3 protein-coding genes are annotated in these 19,000 nt (G+C 74.2%); all 3 read right to left on the reverse strand.

The window, feature by feature from the left end:
* Positions 1-8 precede the first annotated feature (8 nt).
* Genes LG396_RS24290 through LG396_RS24300 form a run of 3 tightly spaced genes read right to left on the reverse strand, consistent with a single transcriptional unit; the run spans position 9 to position 18,921 of the window.
* Complete coding sequence (locus tag LG396_RS24290; protein WP_225796384.1) at positions 9-4,601, reverse strand: non-ribosomal peptide synthetase; 4,593 nt, start codon at positions 4,599-4,601, stop codon at positions 9-11.
* Positions 4,598-9,235, reverse strand: coding sequence for a non-ribosomal peptide synthetase (locus LG396_RS24295; RefSeq protein WP_225796385.1), 4,638 nt, complete (start codon positions 9,233-9,235; stop codon positions 4,598-4,600). Before LG396_RS24295 ends, LG396_RS24290 begins: the two co-directional genes overlap by 4 nt.
* Positions 9,232-18,921, reverse strand: coding sequence for a non-ribosomal peptide synthetase (locus tag LG396_RS24300; RefSeq protein ID WP_225796386.1), 9,690 nt, complete (start codon positions 18,919-18,921; stop codon positions 9,232-9,234). The genes LG396_RS24295 and LG396_RS24300 overlap by 4 nt, the downstream gene beginning before the upstream one ends.
* Positions 18,922-19,000 lie beyond the last annotated feature (79 nt).

The following is a 19,000-nucleotide window of genomic DNA, read 5'->3' on the forward strand; positions in this document are numbered from 1 at the left end:
GGCAGGCGTCACGGAAGGTCGTCGTCGGCGAGGTCGGCTTCGAACTCGTCGACCTCGTCCTGGCCGAGGTCGAGCAGCGCGAAGTCGGACGGGGTGTGTCCGCCGGCCGCCGGGTCCTCGGTGTGTGCGGCGAGCCCGGCGAGCAGGTCCAGCCAGACGGCGCCGAGTCGTGTCGTCTCTTCGGCGCCGAGGAGACCGGCGGCCCGGCTCAGGGTCAGCGTCAGCTCGGGGCCGCCGGGGGTGTCGCGGACCACCGCGTTCGCTTCCAGCGCATGCGTCGCCGGCAGGTCCGGTGCGGCGGAGCCCCCGAGGGCGCCCTCCCCGGCCTGCTGCCACGGCTCCGGGTCACCGGCCGGCGATGCGGCGGGGAAGCGGCCGAGGTAGTTGAAGCCGATCTGCGGCTGCGGCAGCACGGCCAACGCGTCAGCGGTCCGCGGGTTGAGGTGGCGCAGCAGCCCGTGGCCGAGTCCGTCACCGGGCACGGCCTGCGCCTGCTCCTTGACTGCTTTCAGCAGCGCACCGGCCTCCGGCCCACCCGCACGCGCGTCGCGGAGGTCGACGCCGGAGGCGTCGAGACGCAGCGGGTGTACCGCGGTGAACCAGCCGACCGTACGCGACACGTCCAAGCCCCCGACGGGCTCGCGGCCGTGGCCCTCGATGCCGACGAGCACGCCGCCATCCGCGGTGTCCGGTCTCCAGAGGGCGACGGCCCCGGCGAGGGTGGCGAGGAGCACCTCGTGCACGCCGGTGTGGAAGACGGCTGGGGTGCGGCCCGTCAGCGTCGCCGCCTGCTCGGCGGGCACGGTCCAGGTGTGCGAGCGCATGGTCGCCGCGGTGTCGGTGGCGGGGTCGAGGGGGCGGTGGCCGAGGGGTGGTTCGGGGGCGCCGAGGAGGTCGGTCCACGTCTCTAGTTCGGCGGCGCGGCCGTCGGCCGTTGCCTGGGTGACGAGTTCGCGCGCCCAGCGGCGGTAGGAGGTGGGTACGGGTTCGAGGGCGGGTTGCCGGCCGTCGGCGAGGGACGTGCAGGCAGATTGGAGGTCGGGGAGGAGGATGCGCCAGGACATGCCGTCGACCATCAGGTGATGGACGACAAGGACGAGGCGGCCGACCTGGGACGGCCCGGCGTCCAGCCAGACGACGCGGGACATGGAACCCTCCGCGGGGCGCAACGTCGCAGCGGCGGCGCGGGCTTCACGCGCGGCGAGCGCGTCGAGGTCGGTGGTGGCGGTGGCATCCACCCGGGTGACAAGACCGGCCGCGTCGACGGAGCCGCGTTCGGCGACGACGAGGCGAGGGCTCGCGGGGTCCGAGAGATCGGCGCGGGCCCGCAGCACGTCGTGCACGTCAAGCAGGGCGGCGACACCGCCGGTGAGCACGTCGAGTCCCAGAGCGGGAGGCGCACCGACGACCGTCCACTGGGCAAACCCGGGGTCCGCCGCCCGTACGCCGTGCGCCCTCATCACCGGCGTCCACGGCACGTCACCGACGCCCGTGTCCGCGAGCGCCGGTGCCGACTCGCGTTCGGCGACGACGGCGAGCCGCTCGGGGGTTTTGGCCTCGAAGACCTGCCGGGGGGTGAGGACGAGCCCTTGGCGGCGGGCGCGGGAGGCGAGTTGCATGGAGGTGATGGAGTCCCCGCCGAGAACAAAGAAGTCGTCGTCCGCGCCCACAGATTCCAGCCCCAGCACCTCGGCGAAGAGGGCGCACAGGGCGGCCTCGACGGGGTTGGCAGGAGCGCGGCCGGAAACGCGGCCAGCGAGGTCGGGTGCGGGGAGGGCGGCGCGGTCGGTCTTGCCGTTGGGGGTGAGCGGCAGCACGTCGAGAACGACGACGACGGCGGGCACCATGTGCTCGGGCAGCCGGGTGGCGGCGAAGTCCCGTACGGCATCGGCGTCGACGCCGGCACCGGTCGGTACGACGTAGGCGACGAGCCGCTTGTCGCCGGGTCGGTCCTCGCGTACGACGACAGCGGTCTGCGATACCTCGCGATGGGCGGCGAGGACCGCTTCGACCTCACCGGGCTCGATCCGGAAGCCACGGATCTTGACCTGCTCGTCGGCACGCCCGGCGAAGTGCAACAGCCCATCGCCCGACCAGCGGGCCAGGTCGCCGGAGCGGTACATGCGCGCGCCCGGCTCGAAGGGGCAGGCGACGAACCGCTCGGCGGTCAGCCCACCGCGGCCGATGTAGCCGCGAGCGAGGCCGGGACCCGCGATGTACACCTCGCCGGTGACACCAGGAGGCACGGGCCGCAGGAAGTCGTCCAGAACGTAGGTGTGGGCGTTGCCGATCGGGCGGCCGATCGCCGGGGGTGCGTCGTTCGGCTCGATCGCCGCGTCCAGGGGAACGGCTGTCGTGATGACGGTGGCCTCGGTCGGGCCGTAGGTGTTCCAGACCTGGGCCTGACCGGTCCAGCGGGACGCCAGGTCAGCGGTCAGCAACTCCGCGCCCAGCACCCAGTTCCGTACTCCCGTCACCGACCCCGGGTCCAGAACACTCATGAGCGACGGCACCACGCTGGCCACCGACACGGCGCAGTTAAGGATCATCTCCGCCAGCGCCGCTGGCTCCTCGCGCTCTTCGTCGGACGCAACCGCCAGGGTCCCGCCCGCAGCCAAGGTGACCGCCACGTCGAGGACGGCGGCGTCGAAGCTGAACGACGCGAACTGCAACGCCGTCACACCCTCGGCTACGCCGAGGACAGACCGCATCGCCTCCGCCAGATTCGCCGGACCACGATGGGGCACGGCCACGCCCTTCGGGCGGCCGGTGGAACCGGACGTGTAGATCACATAGGCGAGTTGATCCGGCTGGAGCGCCGTGTCCAGCGGCTCCGCCGACTCCGCCGCGATCTCCCCCGCCGCCTCGTCCAGCCGCACCGCCTCGGCAGGCGCCAGCTCTCCCGTGCTCAGCACCACCTGCACACCGCTGTCCGCGACCATGAACGCCAACCGCTCCGCCGGATAGGCAGGGTCGAGTGGCACATACGCGCCCTCGGCCTTCCACACCGCGAGCATCGCCACAACCATCTCCACACCGCGCGGCAAGCACAGACCCACCCGCGACTCCCGGCCCACACCGAGCCTCCGGAGATACCGCGCCAGCCGGTTCGCCCGTTCATCCAATTCCCCGTACGACAGCAGCACGGCACCGCACCGCACCGCGACGGCATCAGGTACTCTCCGCGCCCGCTCCTCGAACCGGTCCAGCACCGAACCCGCCGGCACCGACAAGTCCGTCGCGTTCCACTCCGACACCACCGCCGCTCGCTCGCGAGCGTCCAGCACCTCCACGTCGCCGACCCGCACCGACGGGTCGGCCACCACCTGCTCCAGCACCCGCACCACCCGCCGCGCCAGCCCCTCCGCCTCACGCGCCTCGAACAGGTCCGGCCGATACGTCAACCGGACTTCGAGGTGCTCGGCGACGTCGACGCCCAGCGTCAACGGGTAGTTGGTCGCTTCGCGGGAGTTCAGGACGTCGATGGACAGCGCGTCGGGTGCGGTGGCCTCTTCGGGTGGGCGCGGGTAGTTCTCGTAGACGACAAGGGAGTCGAAGGTCGCGCCCGCTCCGCCGAGCTTCTGGATCTCCTGGAGGCCGAGGTGCTGGTGCCCCATCAGCGCCGACTGCCGTCTCTGCAGCTCCGCGAGCATGTCGACCACACGCTGCCCACCGTCCAACCTCACCCGCACCGGCAACGTGTTGATGAACAAACCCACCATCGACTCCACACCCGGCAACTCCGCCGGACGCCCCGCCACCGTCGCCCCGAACACCACATCCGAACGACCCGCCAACCGCGCCAACACCAACGCCCACGCACCCTGCACCACCGAATTGACCGTCAGCCCCCGCCCACGCGCCCACACACCCAACGCGGCGGTGGATTCCGCCGCGAGTCGTGTCTCGGTCTGCTCCGGGAGTACGGCGGCCCTGGCGGTGTCCGCGGGGGCGACGAGCGTCGGCTCGTCAACTCCCGCCAGCTCCGCCCGCCAGGCGTCCCGTGCCTCCGCCTTGTCCTGCCGGTCCAGCCAGGCGAGGTAATCCCGGTAGGGGGCGGGGCGCTTGAGTGCGGTGGCGTTGCCGCCCGCCTCGTACAGCGCGGACAGCTCGCCCAGCAGTACCGGCATGGACCAGCCGTCCATCAGTATGTGATGGGTCGTCATCACCAGTCGGTGGTGCCGTTCGCCGAGCCGGACGAGGAGCAGCCGCAGCAGCGGCGGTGCCGCGGGGTTCAGCCGCTCCGCGCGTTCCTCGGCCGCGAGCTTCTCCAGCCGGGCGGCCGCGTCCGGGCCGGCGGTGTCGGTGAGGTCGGCCTCGCGCCAGGGCAACCGGACCTCGCGGGCGATGAGTTGCACGGCTTCGCCGGACGCGCGTCGGTGGAAGCTGGCGCGCAGTGCACCGTGGCGGGCGAGGAGCGCCTCCCAGGAGGCGCGCAGCCGTGCGGGGTCCAGGGGGCCGTCGAGGCCGAGGACGAACTGCACGGTGTAGAGGTCGGGGCCGGTGTCGTCGTACCCGGCGTGGAACAGGAGGCCCTCCTGCAGCGGCGACAGCGGCCACACTTCCAGGGCCGGGCGGGTGGCGGCGGTGTGGGTCTTCACCGGGGCAGTCCTCCTTCGATCTTGCCGGCGATCTCTTCGAGCTGTTCGACGTCGTCCTGGCCGAGGTCGAGGAGGGGGAAGTCGGAGGGGGTGTGTCCGCCGGCCGCCGGGTCCTCGGTGTGCGCGGCGAGGCCGGCGAGCATCTCCAGCCAGGCCTCGCCGAGGCGTTCGGCGTCGGTCCGGTCGAGGAGATCGGGGGGCCAGCCGAGGGTGAACGACAGCTCGGGGCCCGCGGGGGTGTCGCGGATGACGGCGTTGGTGCCGAGTGCGTGCAGTATCGGCATGTCGGCGGGGGCGGTGCCGCCGACGGCGGTCTCGCCCGTGGGCTGCCATGCCTGGACCGGGCCCGAGGTGGCGGCGGCGGGGAACCGGCCCAGGTAGTTGAAGCCGATCTCCGGTTGCGGCAGCGCCGCCATCGCCTCCGCCGTTGCGGGGTTGAGGTGGAGCAGCAGTCCGTGGCCGAGGCCGTCGCCGGGCACGGCCTGGGCCTGTTCCTTGACGGCCTTGAGCAGCCGTCCGGCGGCCGGTCCGCCGGCGCGTACGTCGTCCGGGTCGATGCCGTGCACGTCGAGCCGCAGCGGGTGGACGCTGGTGAACCAGCCCACCGTGCGGGACAGGTCGAGGTCTCCGGCCGGTTCGCGGCCGTGGCCTTCGACGTCCACGAGCACCCCGTCGCGTGCTGCCGGCCGCCAGTGGGCGACCGCGGCCGCGAGGGTCGCGAGCAGCACCTCGTGCACGCCGCAGTGGAAGACGGCGGGGGTGCGGCCGGTCAGCGTCGCGGCCTGGTCCGCCGGGACCGTCCACGTGCGGATCTGCAGGGATGCCACGGTGTCGGTGGCCGGGTCGGGGGCGCGGCGGGCCAGCGCGGGCGTGCGGGCGCCGAGTTGCCCGGTCCACTGCTCCAGTTCGGCAACCCGTTCCGGGCCGGCGGCCTGGGTGGCCAGCTCCCGCGACCAGCGGCGGAACGATGTCGCCACCGGCTCCAGCTCCGGCTTACGCCCCTCACCCACCGCCTCGCACGCCGCCCGCAGATCCGGCAGGAGGATCCGCCACGACACCCCGTCGACCACCAGATGGTGGACGAGGAGCGCGAGGCGTCCGGTGCGGGACGGGCCCGCGTCCAGCCATACCGCGTGGACCATGACGCCGTTTGCCGGATCCAGCCGGGGGACCGCTGCTCTCGCGGCCTCCTCGGCGAGCCGGTCCAGGTCGTCGGCGTCCGCGGCGTCGATACGGGTCACGCGGCCCGCCGGGTCCGCCGAACCCCGCTGCCCGACGACGAGCCGGGGGGCCTCCTCGTCGGACAGGTCCGTTCTGGCCCGTAGCACGTCGTGGGTGTCCAGCAGTGCGCCGATACCTGCTGCGAGCGTCTCCCGCCCGAGGTCCGCGGGGGCGCCGACGACCATCCACTGCGCGAACTCCCGGCCCGCGGTCCGTTCCCCGAGCCTGCGCATCACCGGCGTCCACGGCACGCCGCCTACGCCGTCGTCCGCGCCGGTGTCCGCCGTGGGCGCCGCGGCCCGGTCGGCGAGCACGGCCAGCCGCTCGGGCGTCCGCTCGTCGAAGACCTGCCGGGGGGTGACCACGAGGCCGGCGCGGCGGGCACGCGAGGCGAGCTGCATCGAGGTGATGGAGTCGCCGCCGAGGGCGAAGAAGTCGTCGTCCGCGCCGACCCGTTCCAGGCCCAGCACTTCCGCGAAGAGCGCGCACAGCGCGGTCTCCGTCCCTCCCTCTGGCGGGCGGCCGGTGGCGTGCCCGGCGAAGTCCGGTGCGGGCAGCGCCGCCCTGTCGATCTTGCCGCTTGTCGTCCGCGGCAGCCCGGCCAGCACGAGCACCGCGGCCGGAACCATGTAGTCGGGCAGCGCCGTCGCCGCCTGTGCCCGCACCCGGCCGGGGTCGACGTCCGGCCCTTCCGGGACGACGTAGCCGACGAGCCGCCTCTCGCCGGGGCCGTCGTCCCGTGCGACGACCACTGCCTCGGCGACTCCCGCGGCCTGCCGCAGCGCGGCTTCGATCTCGCCCAGCTCGATGCGGTGGCCGCGGACCTTGACCTGCTCGTCGGCGCGGCCGACGAAGACCAGCTCGCCGTCGCCGGTCCAGCGCACGAGGTCGCCGGTGCGGTACATCCGCTCGCCGGACGCGAAGGGGCAGGCCACGAACCGCTCCGCGGTCAGCGCCAGCCTGCCCAGGTAGCCCCGGGCGACACCGGCCCCGGCGAGGTACAGCTCGCCCGCCACCCCGGGCGGTACGGGCTGGAGGAACGCATCCAGCGCGTACGCCCGGGAGTTGGCGACGGGGCCGCCGATGGGCGGGGTGCCGCGGGGGTCGCTGATCCGGCCGAGGGTGGAGGCGACGGTCGCTTCGGTGACGCCGTACTCGTTGAACAGGTCGCGGCCCGCCAGCCAGCGGCCGCGCAGCTCGGGCGACCCCGGTTCGCCGCCGAGGACGACGCTGCGCAGGTCCGGCAGGCCTGCGGGCGGCACCTCGGCGAGCAGCGTGGGGGTGGTGGCGACGTACGTGACGCGTTCGTCGCGCATCAGGCGGGCCAGCTCGTCGCCGGAGAGGTCGAGCCGGACGGGGCCGAGCACGAGCCGGCCGCCGGCGCAGAGCACCGGCCAGATGTCGCTCATCGAGACGTCGAAGCTCGGCGACACCAGTTGCAGGACGCGGCTGTCCGGGCCGAGGCCGTACTGCGCCACGCGGTCGGCGACGAGGTTGCCCAGGCCGCGGTGGGTGGCGACGACGCCCTTGGGGGTGCCGGTGGAGCCGGAGGTGTAGATGACGTACGCCGCATGGTCGGCCGCCAGCGGCCCGCGCCGCTCCGCCGCCCGCAGCACCCCGCCGGGGAACGCCGCGATCTCCGCGGCGACCGACGGATCGTCCAGCACCACGGACCGGTATCCGCCCGGGACCACGTCGTAGGCCGCCGACGTGCACAACACCGCGGCCGGAGCGGCGTCCTCCAGCACGAACGCCAACCGCTCCGCCGGGTAGCCGGGGTCCACGGGCACGAACACGCCCCCGGCCAGCGACACCGCCAGCAGGGCCTCCACCAGCGTCGCCGACCGCTCCGCCACCACCGCCACGCGTGTCTCCGGGCCCACCCCCGCCGCTACCAGATACCGTGCGAGCCGTCCCGCACGGTCCGCCAACTCCCCGTACGACAACGACTCCCCGCCGGCCACCAACGCCACCGCCTCCGGCGACCGCTCGACCTGCGCGCCGAACAGCTCGGGGGCCGGCAACTCGGGCACGGGCGCCTCGGTGTCGTTCCAGCCGGTGGTCACCAGCGCCCGGCGCCGCGCGTCGACGGCGTCGAGGCGGCCCACGGGCGCGGCCGGATCGGCGACGAGCTGCTCCAGTACCCGTAAGAACGACGCGGTGACCGTCTCCGCCCGGCCGGGCTCGAACACGTCGCGCCGGTAGAAGAGTTCGGCCCGCAGCTGCTCGCCGGGCCAGGCGATGAGCGTCAGCGGGTAGTGGCCGGCGTCCTGGGGTTCGCCCGCGAAGCGGAGGGACAGTGCCTCGGGGTCGTCGGACTCGGCGGAGGTGAGGGGATAGTTCTCGTAGACGACGAGGGTGTCGAACGTGGCGCCGGGTCCGGCGAGCTTCTGCACGTCGGGCAGGCCGATGTGCTGGTGGGCCATCAGCTCCACCTGGCGCCGCTGGAGGTCGGCGAGGAGTTCCGCCGCGGGGCGGGCGGGGTCGAGCCGGACGCGGACGGGCAGCGTGTTGATGAAGAGACCGACCATGGCCTCGACGCCGGGCAGTTCGGGCGGGCGGCCGGCGGCGGTGGCCCCGAAGACGACGTCGTCGCGGCCGGTGAGCCGGGCCAGGACCAGCGCCCAGGCGCCCTGCACCACCGTGTTGACCGTCAGGCCGCGGGCCCGCGCCAGCTCCCCGACGCCCGCGGACAGCTCGGCGCCGAGAGTGAAGCGCACCCGCCCGGGCACCACCGGGCCGTCGAGCGCGTCAGGCGGTACGACGAGCGTCGGCTCGTCGGCTCCGGCCAGTTCAGCGCGCCAGGCGGCCTGTGCCCGGCCCTTGTCCTGGCGGCGCAGCCACGCCAGGTACTGGCCGTAGGAGGGGGCGGGTTTGAGCATGGACAGGTCGCCGCCCGCCTCGTACACCGCTGCCAGCTCACGCAGCAGGATCGGCATCGACCAGCCGTCGAGGAGGATGTGATGGGTCGTCACCACCAGCCGGTGCCGCTCCTCGCCGAGGCGGACGAGCAGCAGCCGCAGCAGCGGGGGCGCCTCCAGGTCGATGCGCCGGGCGCGTTCCGCGTCGGCCAGTGCCTGGGTCTCGGCGAGCGCGTCGGGCCCGGAGAGCGAGGACAGGTCGGCGTCCTGCCACGGCAGCGCCACCTCGTGGGTGACGAGCTGGACGGCCTCGCCGGACGGACGCCGGTGGAAGCTGGCGCGCAGCGCCGGGTGGCGGGCGAGCAGCCCGGCCCAGGCGGCACGGAAGCGCCCGTGGTCCAGCGGTCCATCGACGTCGAGCATGAACTGCACGGTGTAGACGCCGGCGCTGCCGGTGTCGAAGCCGGCGTGGAAGAGCAGCCCTTCCTGCAGCGGCGACAGCGGCCACATCTCTGCCAGGGCGGAGCCCTTGGCAACGGCTGGGGAGTTCACCGGGTCAGTCCTCCTTGGAGCTTCGCCGCGATCGCTTCGAACTGGTCGATCTCGTCCTGGCCGAGGTCGAGGAGGGGGAAGTCGGAAGGGGTGTGCCCGCCGGCCGCCGGGTCGTCGGTGTGCGCGGCGAGGCCGGCGAGCATGTCCAGCCAGGTGCGGCCGAGGCGTTCGGCCTCCGCTTCGTCCAGGACCCCGCCGGCCCAGGCGAGCGCGAGGGTGACCTCGGGGCCCGCCGGGGTGTCGCGGATCACCGGGTTGGCCTCCAGCACGTGGGTGACCGACATACCGGGTGCGGCGGAGCCGCCGACGGCGCTCTCCCCCGCCTGCTGCCACGCCTCGACACGTCCGGTGCGGGCACCGGCGGTGAAACGGCCCAGGTAGTTGAAGCCGACCTGGGGCGCGGGCAGCGCGGCCAGCACCTCGGCCGTCTCCGCGTTGAGGTGCCGCAGCAGGCCGTGGCCGAGGCCGTCGCCGGGCACGGCCTGCGCCTGCTCCTTGACCGCCTTCAGCAGTGCGCCGGCGGCCGGGCCGCCGCGGGCGGCCCCGTCCAGGTCGATGCCGCCGAGATCGAGCCGCAGCGGGTGGACGGCGGTGAACCAGCCCACGGTCTGCGACGGGTCGAGGCCGCCGGCCTCCTCCCGGCCGTGGCCCTCCATGTCGACCAGCAGCCCGGTGTGCCCGCCGGGGCGCCGGTGCGCGACGGCCGCGGCGAAGGTGGCGAGAAGGATCTCGTGCACGCCGCAGTGGTACGCCGTGGGCGTACGGGTGAGGAGGGTGGCGACCTGCTCCGCAGGCACGGTCCACGACGCGCGGCGCTGGGTGCGCGCGGTGTCCGCCGCCGGGTCGAGCGCCCGCCGGCCGATCAGCGGTTCGGGCTCGACCAGCAGCTTCGTCCACTGCTCCAGCTCCGCCTGGCGTGTCTCGCCCGCGGCCTGGGCGACGAGGGCGCGCGCCCAGCGGCGGAAGGACGTCGGCACGGGGTGCAGGCGCGGCGGGCGGCCCGCGGCCACCGCCTCGCAGGCGTTCCGCAGGTCGGGCAGCAGGATGCGCCAGGACACCCCGTCGACCGCGAGGTGGTGGACGACGAGCGCGATGCGGCCGGTGCGGTACGGGCCCGCGTCCAGCCACACCGCCCGCAGCATCCCGGCGCCCGCCGCCGGGTCCAGCCCGGCGGCCGCCTCGGCTGCCGCCCGCCCGGCGGCCTCGTCGAGCGCCCCGTCCGGCACGTCCGCGGCATCGACGCGGGCGATGAGGGCGGCCGCGTCGAGCGATCCCCGCTCGGGGACGACGAGGCGCGGGTACGCCGCGTCGCAGGGGACGGTGCGGGCGCGCAGCATGTCGTGCGCGTCCAGGACGGCGGCCACGCCGCCCGCGAGGTCCCCGTGGGCCAGCCCTGCCGGGGCACCGACGACCGTCCACTGAGTGAACCCGGCGCCGGCGACACCCGCGCCGATCCACCGCATCACCGGCGTCCACGGCACCTCGCCCGCACCGGAGTCCCCTTCCTCCTCCTCGTAGGCGCCGCCGGAAGTCGCGTCCGTCCCGGCCCGCGCGGGCTCCAGGGCCACGGCCAGCCGCTCGGGGGTCCGCTCCTCGAAGACCTGGCGCGGCGTCAGTACGAGTCCCGCCTTGCGGGCCCGGGACGCCAGCTGCATGGACGTGATCGAGTCGCCGCCCAGCTCGAGGAAGCTGTCGTCAGCGCCGACCCGCGCCAGACCGAGGACGTCGGCGAACAGTGCGCACAGCGCGGTCTCGGCCGCGCCACGCGGTGCCCTGCCGGTCGCCAGGCCGGCGAAGTCCGGGGCGGGCAGCGCCTTGCGGTCCACCTTCCCGTTCGCCGTCACCGGCAGCGCGTCCAGCACCAGCACCGCGGCGGGCACCATGTACTCCGGCAGCAGCTCCGCCGCGTACGCGCGCAACGCCTCACCGGTGACGCGCCGCCCGCCGTCCGCGACGGCGTAGCCCACGAGCCGCTTGTCGCCCGGCAGGTCCTCGCGGGCGACGACCACGGCCTGCCCGACCGCCTCGTGCCCGGCGAGCACCGCCTCGATCTCGCCCGGCTCCACGCGGAACCCGCGTACCTTCACCTGCGCGTCCGCCCGGCCGGCGAACTCCAGCACACCCGCGCAGGTCCAGCGCACCAGGTCCCCCGAGCGGTACATCCGCTCCCCCGGTGCGAACGGGCAGGCCACGAACCGCTCCGCCGTCAGCGCCGGCCGGTCCGCGTAGCCGCGGGCCAGCCCCGCACCGGCGATGTACAGCTCGCCGACCACCCCGGCGGGGACCGGCCGCAGGAAGCCGTCCAGCACGTACAGCCGCATGTTGTCGAGGGGGCCGCCGATCGGCACGGACGGCGGGACGGGTGCGCCGGGCTCGATGCGGTACGAGGTCGCGAACGTGGTGGTCTCCGTCGGCCCGTACCCGTCCACGACCACCAGCTCCGGGCACGCCGCCCGCACCCGGCGCACCGCCTCCGCCTGCACGGCGTCGCCGCCGGTCCACACCTCGCGCAGCCCGTCAAGGCACTCCGGGTCGTCCTGCGCGAACAGGTGGAACAGCGCGGCCGTCAGCCACATCGCGGAGATCCCGTGCCCCCGGATCAGGCGCCGGAGCCGCGCGGGCGTCACCGCGCCGGGCGGGGCGACGACGACCCGCCCGCCGGTCAGCAGCGGCGCCCACAGCTCGTACGTGGCCGCGTCGAACGTCTGCGGGGAGTGGAAGAGGACCCGCTCGTGGCCGCGGCCGAAGCGCCGGTCGCGCGCGAGTGCCGCCACGTCGCCGTGGGTGACCTCCACACCCTTGGGCACCCCGGTGGAACCGGAGGTGTACATCACGTACGCCACGTCGTCCGGACCGAGGGGCACGGGACCGGCGGCGGTGGCGGCGAGCAGCTCGCCGACCGCGGCGACCGGCGCCGCAGCGGTGTCCAACTGCCGGTCCGCCACGATCAGCACGGTCCGCGCGAGCGCCACGCCGGCCCGCGCCGCCGGCCAGTCCGCGGCCACCGGGACGTACCCGGCACCGGCCTTGACGATGCCGAGGAGCACGATCACCAGCTCCGCGGACCGCTCCATCACCACCCCGACGAGGTCGCCGCGCCGCACGCCGCGCCGGGCGAGCCCGCCCGCCACCCGGTCCGCGGCCTGGTCCAGCTCCACGTACGTCCACTCCCGGTCGCCGTCGACGAGCGCGACGGCATCCGGGCAGCGCGCGGCCCGCTCGCGGAACAGCTCCGGCAGCGCACCCGAGGTGAGGGGTCGCGCGGTGTCGTTGAAGTCCCGCAGCACGCGCGCCCGCTCGGAGCCGTCGAGGACGTCGAGCCGGCCGACGGGCACCGCGGGGTCGGCCGCCATCCGTTCCAGGACGTGCAGCAGCCGGTCGAGGACGCCGCCGGCGGCGGAGGCGTCGAACGAGTCGAGCCGGTGGCTCAGCTTCAGCCGCAGCCCTCCGGCGGGGTCGGCGACCAGCGTGAGGGGGTAGTTCGTCTCGCCCCACATCGTGGCCTCCGTGAAGCACAGCCCCTCGGGTGCCGGGCCGTGGTCGGCATGCGGGCCCGCGGAAGCGTCCGCCCCGGAGGGGAAGTTCTCGAACGCCATCACCGTGTCGAAGGTCGCGCCGGGCCCGGCGAGCCGCTGGATGTCGGCGAGGCCGAGGTGCTGGTGGTCCATCAGCGCCGACTGCTGCGCCTGCACGTCGCTCAGGAGATCCGCGACGGACTGCGCCGGGTCCAGCGGCACCCGCACCGGGACCGTGTTGATGAACAGGCCCAGCATGTTCTCCATCCCCGGCAGCTCCGCCGGGCGGCCGGCGACCGCGGCACCCAGGACCACGTCGCTGCGGCCCGCGAGCTGGCCTACGACCATCGCCCAGGCGGTCACGATCACGGTGTTCAGCGTCACGCCGTGGGTACGGGCCAGCCCGGCCAGCGCGTCGTCCAGTGCGGCGCCGGCGCTGCGCACGAGGTCCCGGGACGGCGCGTCGGCGCCGTCGCGGTCGCCGGGCGCGACGAGCGTCGGCTCGTCCACGCCGGCCAGGGCCCGCCGCCAGGCCTCCTCGGCGGCAGGCCGGTCCTGGCGGGCCAGAGAGGCGAGGTAGTCGCGGTACGGCGTCACGGGCGGCAGCCCGGCGGCGCTGCCCCCGGCCGCGTAGCAGGCCCACAGCTCGCACCGCAGGACCGGCACCGACCAGCCGTCCAGCGCGATGTGGTGGAGGGTGACCACCATCCGGTAACGCTCCGCACCGAGCCGCAGCAATGCCACCCGCAGCAGCGGCGGGCGCGCCAGGTCGAACCGCCGCGCGCGCTCCGCGGCGGCGATCCGCTCCGACTCCGCCCACGCCCGGGCACTCCCCAGGCCCGACAGGTCCTCCTCGCGCCACGGCAGCTCGACGCCCTCGACCACGACCTGAACGGGCCGGGTCGCACCGCCCGGCTGCCGGAACCCGGCGCGCAGGCTGGCGTGGCGGGCGAGCAGCGCCTGCCACGACGCCCGCAGCACGGCGGCGTCCAGCGGACCGTCCACACCGAGCACCAGCTGCCCGATATAGACATCGGCGGCCTGCTCGTCGTACACCGCGTGGAACAACAGCCCTTCCTGCAGCGGTGATACGGGCAGCACCTCCACGAGCCCTGGAACGGCCGCCGACAGCTCCTCCAACACCTCCGGTGCCAGGTCGACGAGCGGCAAGTCGGGTGGCCCCACGGCCTCGCCCACGGATTCCGCGACGGCGGCGAGCCGGGCGGGCGTACGGAGCTGGAACACCTGGCGCGAGGTGAACCGCAGGCCGACGCGGTGGGCCGCCGACACCAGCAGCATCGAGCGGATGGAGTCACCGCCGAGGGCGAAGAACGAGTCGTCGGCGCCGACGCCCTCCACGCCGAGAACGCCGGCGAACAGCCCGCAGAGCCGCGCCTCCCGCGGCGTCGCGGGCGCGCGGGAGACAGAACCGCCCGACGACTCCGGGGCGGGCAGAGCCTTACGGTCAAGCTTGCCGTTCGGTGTGAGCGGCAAGGCGTCGAGGAGGACGACGGCGGCGGGCACCATGTGTTCGGGCAGCCGGGTGGCGGCGAACTCCCGCACGGTATCGGCGTCCACGCCGGCACCGGTCGGTACGACGTAGGCGACGAGCCGCTTGTCGCCGGGGCGGTCCTCGCGTACGACGACAGCCGCCTGGGATACGTCGGGGTGGGCGGCGAGGACGGCTTCGACCTCGCCGGGCTCGATCCGGAAGCCACGGATCTTGACCTGCTCGTCTGCACGCCCGGCGAAGTGCAACAACCCGCCATCGGACCACCGAGCCAGGTCCCCGGAGCGGTACATACGCGCGCCCGGCTCGAAGGGGCACGCGACGAACCGCTCGGCGGTCAACCCACCGCGGCCGATGTAACCGCGGGCGAGGCCCGGGCCGGCGATGTACACCTCACCGGTGACACCAGGAGGCACGGGCCGCAGGAAGTCGTCCAGAACGTAGGTGTGCATGTTGCCGATCGGGCGGCCGATAGGCGGGGGTGCGTCGTTCGGCTCGATGCCTGCATCAAGAGGGACGGCTGTGGTGATGACAGTGGCCTCGGTCGGGCCGTAGGTGTTCCACACCTGAGCCTGCCGCGTCCAACGGGACGCCAGGTCAGCGGTCAGTAACTCCGCGCCCAGCACCCAGTTCCGTACGCCCGTCACCGAAGCCGGGTCCAGAACGCTCATGAGTGACGGCACCACGCTGGCCACGGACACACCGGAGCCACGGACCATCTCCGCCAGCGCCGCGGGCTCCGCACGTTCTTCGTCGGACGCAACCACCAGCGTCCCGCCCGCAGCCAGCGTGACCGCGACATCCAGCACCGCGGCATCGAAGCTGAACGACGCGAACTGCAACGCCGTCACACCCTCCGCCACACCCAGCACCGGCCGCATCGCCTCAGCCAGATTCGCCGGACCACGATGCGGAACCGCCACACCCTTCGGACGACCCGTCGAACCCGACGTATAGATCACATACGCGAGTTGATCCGGCTGAAGCACCGTGTCCAACGGCTCCACCGACTCCGCCACGATCTCCCCCGCCACCTCGTCCAACCGCACCGCACCCTCAGGCGCCAGTCCCCCGGTGCTCAGCACCACCTGCGCACCGCTGTCCGCGACCATGAACGCCAACCGCTCCGCCGGATAGGCAGGGTCGAGTGGCACATACGCGGCCCCGGCCTTCCACACCGCAAGCATCGCCGCCACCATCTCCACACCGCGCGGCAGACACAGACCCACCCGCGACTCCCGCCCCACACCGAGCCGGACCAGGTACCGCGCCAGCCGATTCGCCCGCGCATCCAACTCCCCATACGACAGCAGCACCGCACCGCACCGCACGGCAACCGCTTCTGGCGCCCGCCAGGCACGCGCCTCGAACCGGTCCAGCACCGAACCCGCCGGCACTTCCCATGCGGTGGCGTTCCAGTCCGATACGACCGACGCCCGCTCGGCCTCGCCCAGTGCGTCGATGTCGGCGACCCGGGCGAGCGGATCGGCGGCCATCTGCGCCAGTACGCGCACGAACCGGTCGGCCACGGCCTGCGCGGACCGCTCGTCGAACGCGTCGCGCCGGTAGTCGAGCCAGAACTTCATGCCGTCGTCCGGCTCCACGCCCAGGGCGAGGGCGTACGTGGTCGACTCGCGCAGCCTGGACTCGGTGAGCCGCAACGGTGCCGGCGGCGTGCTCGCGCCGGCGCCGTAGCCCCGGAACGTCATCAGGGTGTCGAACGTCGCGCCGGGCCCGGCGAGGCGCTGGATGTCGGCGAGGCCGAGGTGCTGGTGGTCGAGGAGCGCTGTCTGCTGTGCCCGGACCACGTCCAGCAGGTCGGCGATCGTCTGCCCTGGATACAGCCGTACCCGCACGGGAACGGTGTTGAGGAACAGCCCGACCATGTCGGCCGTGCCCGGCAGTTCCGCCGGGCGGCCGGCGACCGCGCTGCCGAAGACGACGTCGCTGCGGCCCGCGAGCTGCCCTACGACCATCGCCCAGGCGGTCTCCAGCAAGGTGTTCAGCGTCAGGCCGCGCCGGCGGCCCAGGTCTGTCAGCGCCGCGGTCAGTTCGGGGCCCGGTTCCGCGACGACCTTGCCTGTGGGGGCCGGTCCGCGGTCCGGGTCGGCCCGCGCCACGAGCGTCGGACCGTCCACGTCGGCGAGGGCCTGCCGCCACGTCTCCGCCGCGGTCCCCCTGTCCTGCCGGGCCAGCCACGCCAGGTGCCCGCGGTGCGGTGTCGCGGGCGGAAGGGCGGCGTGGTCGCCACCGGCCGCGTAGAGCGCCCACAGTTCGCGCAGGACGATCGGCAACGACCAGCCGTCCAGAGCGATGTGGTGGAGGGTGATCACCATCCGGTACCGCTCCGCGCCGAGCCGCAACAGCGCCACGCGCAGCAGCGGCGGGTGCGCCAGGTCGAACCGCCGGGCGCGCTCCGCGTCCTCGATCCGCTCGGCCGCCGCCCGTGCCTCCGGCGCGCCCGGACCCGACAGGTCCTCCTCGCGCCACGGCAGTTCGACGTCCTCGACGATCACCTGCACCGGTCGCGGCATCCCCGCGAGCTGCCGGAATCCGGCCCGCAGGGCGGCGTGGCGGTCCAGCAGCGCCTGCCACGACAGCCGCACCAGGGCCGGGTCCAGCGGTCCGGCGACGTCCAGGGCCAACTGGCCGACGTAGACGTCCGGCGCCTGGTCGTCGTACAGCGCGTGGAAGAGCAGGCCCTCCTGCAGCGGCGAGAGCGGCAGCACGTCCACCGGGCCCGGTACCGCAGCCGTCACTGCCGCCCGCTGCTCCGGGTCGAGGTGCAGCAGCGGAGGCTCCGTTTCCGCTGGCACGTGGTTGGCGCCGTGGGCCGACGCGACTGCTGCCGCCAGGGCGGCCGGTGTCCGGCCCTCGAACACCTGCCGTGTGGTCAGTGCCAGGCCGGCCTCACGGGCGGCGGACACCAGCAGCATCGACCGGATCGAGTCGCCTCCGAGGGCGAAGAAGTTGTCGTCGGCGCCGATGTGCCCCGTCTGGAGCACCTCCGCGAACAGATCGCACATGCGCTGCTCCAGCGGCGTCACCGCGGTGCGCCCCCGCGCGGAACCGCTGTGTGCGGGCGGCGGCAGGGCGGCGCGGTCGACCTTGCCGTTGAGGGTCAGCGGCAGCGCGTCCAGGACCACGAGGGCGGCGGGGACCATGTGCTCGGGCAGGCGACCCGCGGCGAACTCGCGCACGTCATCCGCGTCCACGTCTTCCCGGGCCGGTACGACGTAGCCGACGAGCCGCTTGTCACCCGGCCGGTCCTCCCGCACGACGACCGCCGCCTGGGACACCCGCGGATGCGCGGCGAGCACCGACTGCACTTCGCCGGGCTCGATACGGAAGCCGCGGATCTTCACCTGCTCGTCGGCGCGGCCCGCGAACGCCAGTTCGCCGTCCGCCGTCCAGCGGGCCAGGTCCCCCGAGCGGTACATCCGCGCGCCCCGCTCGAAGGGGCAGGCGACGAACCGCTCCGCGGTCAGGCCACCGCGGCCGATGTAGCCGCGGGCCAGTCGGGCACCGGCGATGTACAACTCCCCCGTCACGCCCGGTGGTACGGGTTGCAGCAGGGCATCCAGCACGTACACGCGGGTGTTGCCGAGGGGGCGGCCGATCGGGGGCGGCGGGTCGGCCGGGGTGATGCGCCGGCCGAGCGGGGTGGCGGTGGTGATGACGGTGGCCTCGGTCGGGCCGTACGTGTTCCACACCTGGGCCCGCCGCGACCAACGCGAGGCCAGGTCGGCGGTCAGCAGCTCCGCGCCCAGTACCCAGTTCCGTACGCCCCCGACCGCGGCGGGGTCGAGGACGCTCAGCAGGGACGGCACCACGCTGGCCACCGACACGGCGGAGCTGCGGATCATCTCCGCCAGCGCCGCCGGTTCGACCCGCTCCTCGTCCGAGGCGATCGCCAGCGTCCCGCCCGCGGCCAAGGTGACCGCGACGTCCAGGACGGCGGCGTCGAAGCCGAACGACGCGAACTGCAACGCCGTCACACCCTCGGCCACCCCCAGCACCGGGCGCATCGCCTCCGCCAGATTCGCCGCGCCACCGTGGTGGATGGCGACGCCCTTCGGCCGCCCCGTCGAGCCGGAGGTGTAGATCACGTACGCCAACTGCCCCGACAACAGCGCCGTGTCCAGCGGCTCCGCGGACTCCGCCGCGACGGCTTCCGCCGCATCGTCCAGCGACACGGTGCGCGTCACCGACTCCGGTACCACCCCCGCCGTGGCACCGGCCGTCAGCACGACCGCGGCTCCGCTGTCGGCTGCCATGAACGCCAACCGCTCCGCCGGATATGCCGGATCCAGCGGCACGTACGCGCCCCCGGCCTTCCAGACCGCGAGTATCCCCGCGATCATCTCCACGCCACGCGGCAGACACAGCCCCACCCGTGACTCCCGGCACACACCCAGCCGCCGCAGGTACCGTGCCAACCGGTTCGCCTGCTGATCCAGCTCCGCGTACGACACCGTGTCCACGCCGCATCGCACGGCGCACGCGCCCGGCGTGCGCCGCGCCCACGCCTCGAACCGGTCCAGGACCGTCCCGGACGGCACCGTGCGGCCCGTCTCGTTCCACCCCGACACCACCAACGCCCGCTCCCCCGTGCCCAGCAGACCCACGTCGCCCACCCGGGCCTCCGGGCCGGCGCTCATGCGCTCCGCGAATCTCACAAACATCTGTCTCAGCGCCGCTGTCGCCGCCCCGGATATCGGATCCGGAACCGCGGACGCG

The organism is Streptomyces aculeolatus, assembly GCF_020400605.1.
Classification (GTDB): Bacteria; Actinomycetota; Actinomycetes; order Streptomycetales; family Streptomycetaceae; genus Streptomyces; species Streptomyces aculeolatus.

Coding starts and splice junctions, on each gene's coding strand:
- LG396_RS24300 (WP_225796386.1), bottom strand. CDS start 18,921: ATGAGCGCCGGCCCGGAGGCCCGGGTGGGCGACGTGGGTCTGCTGGGC.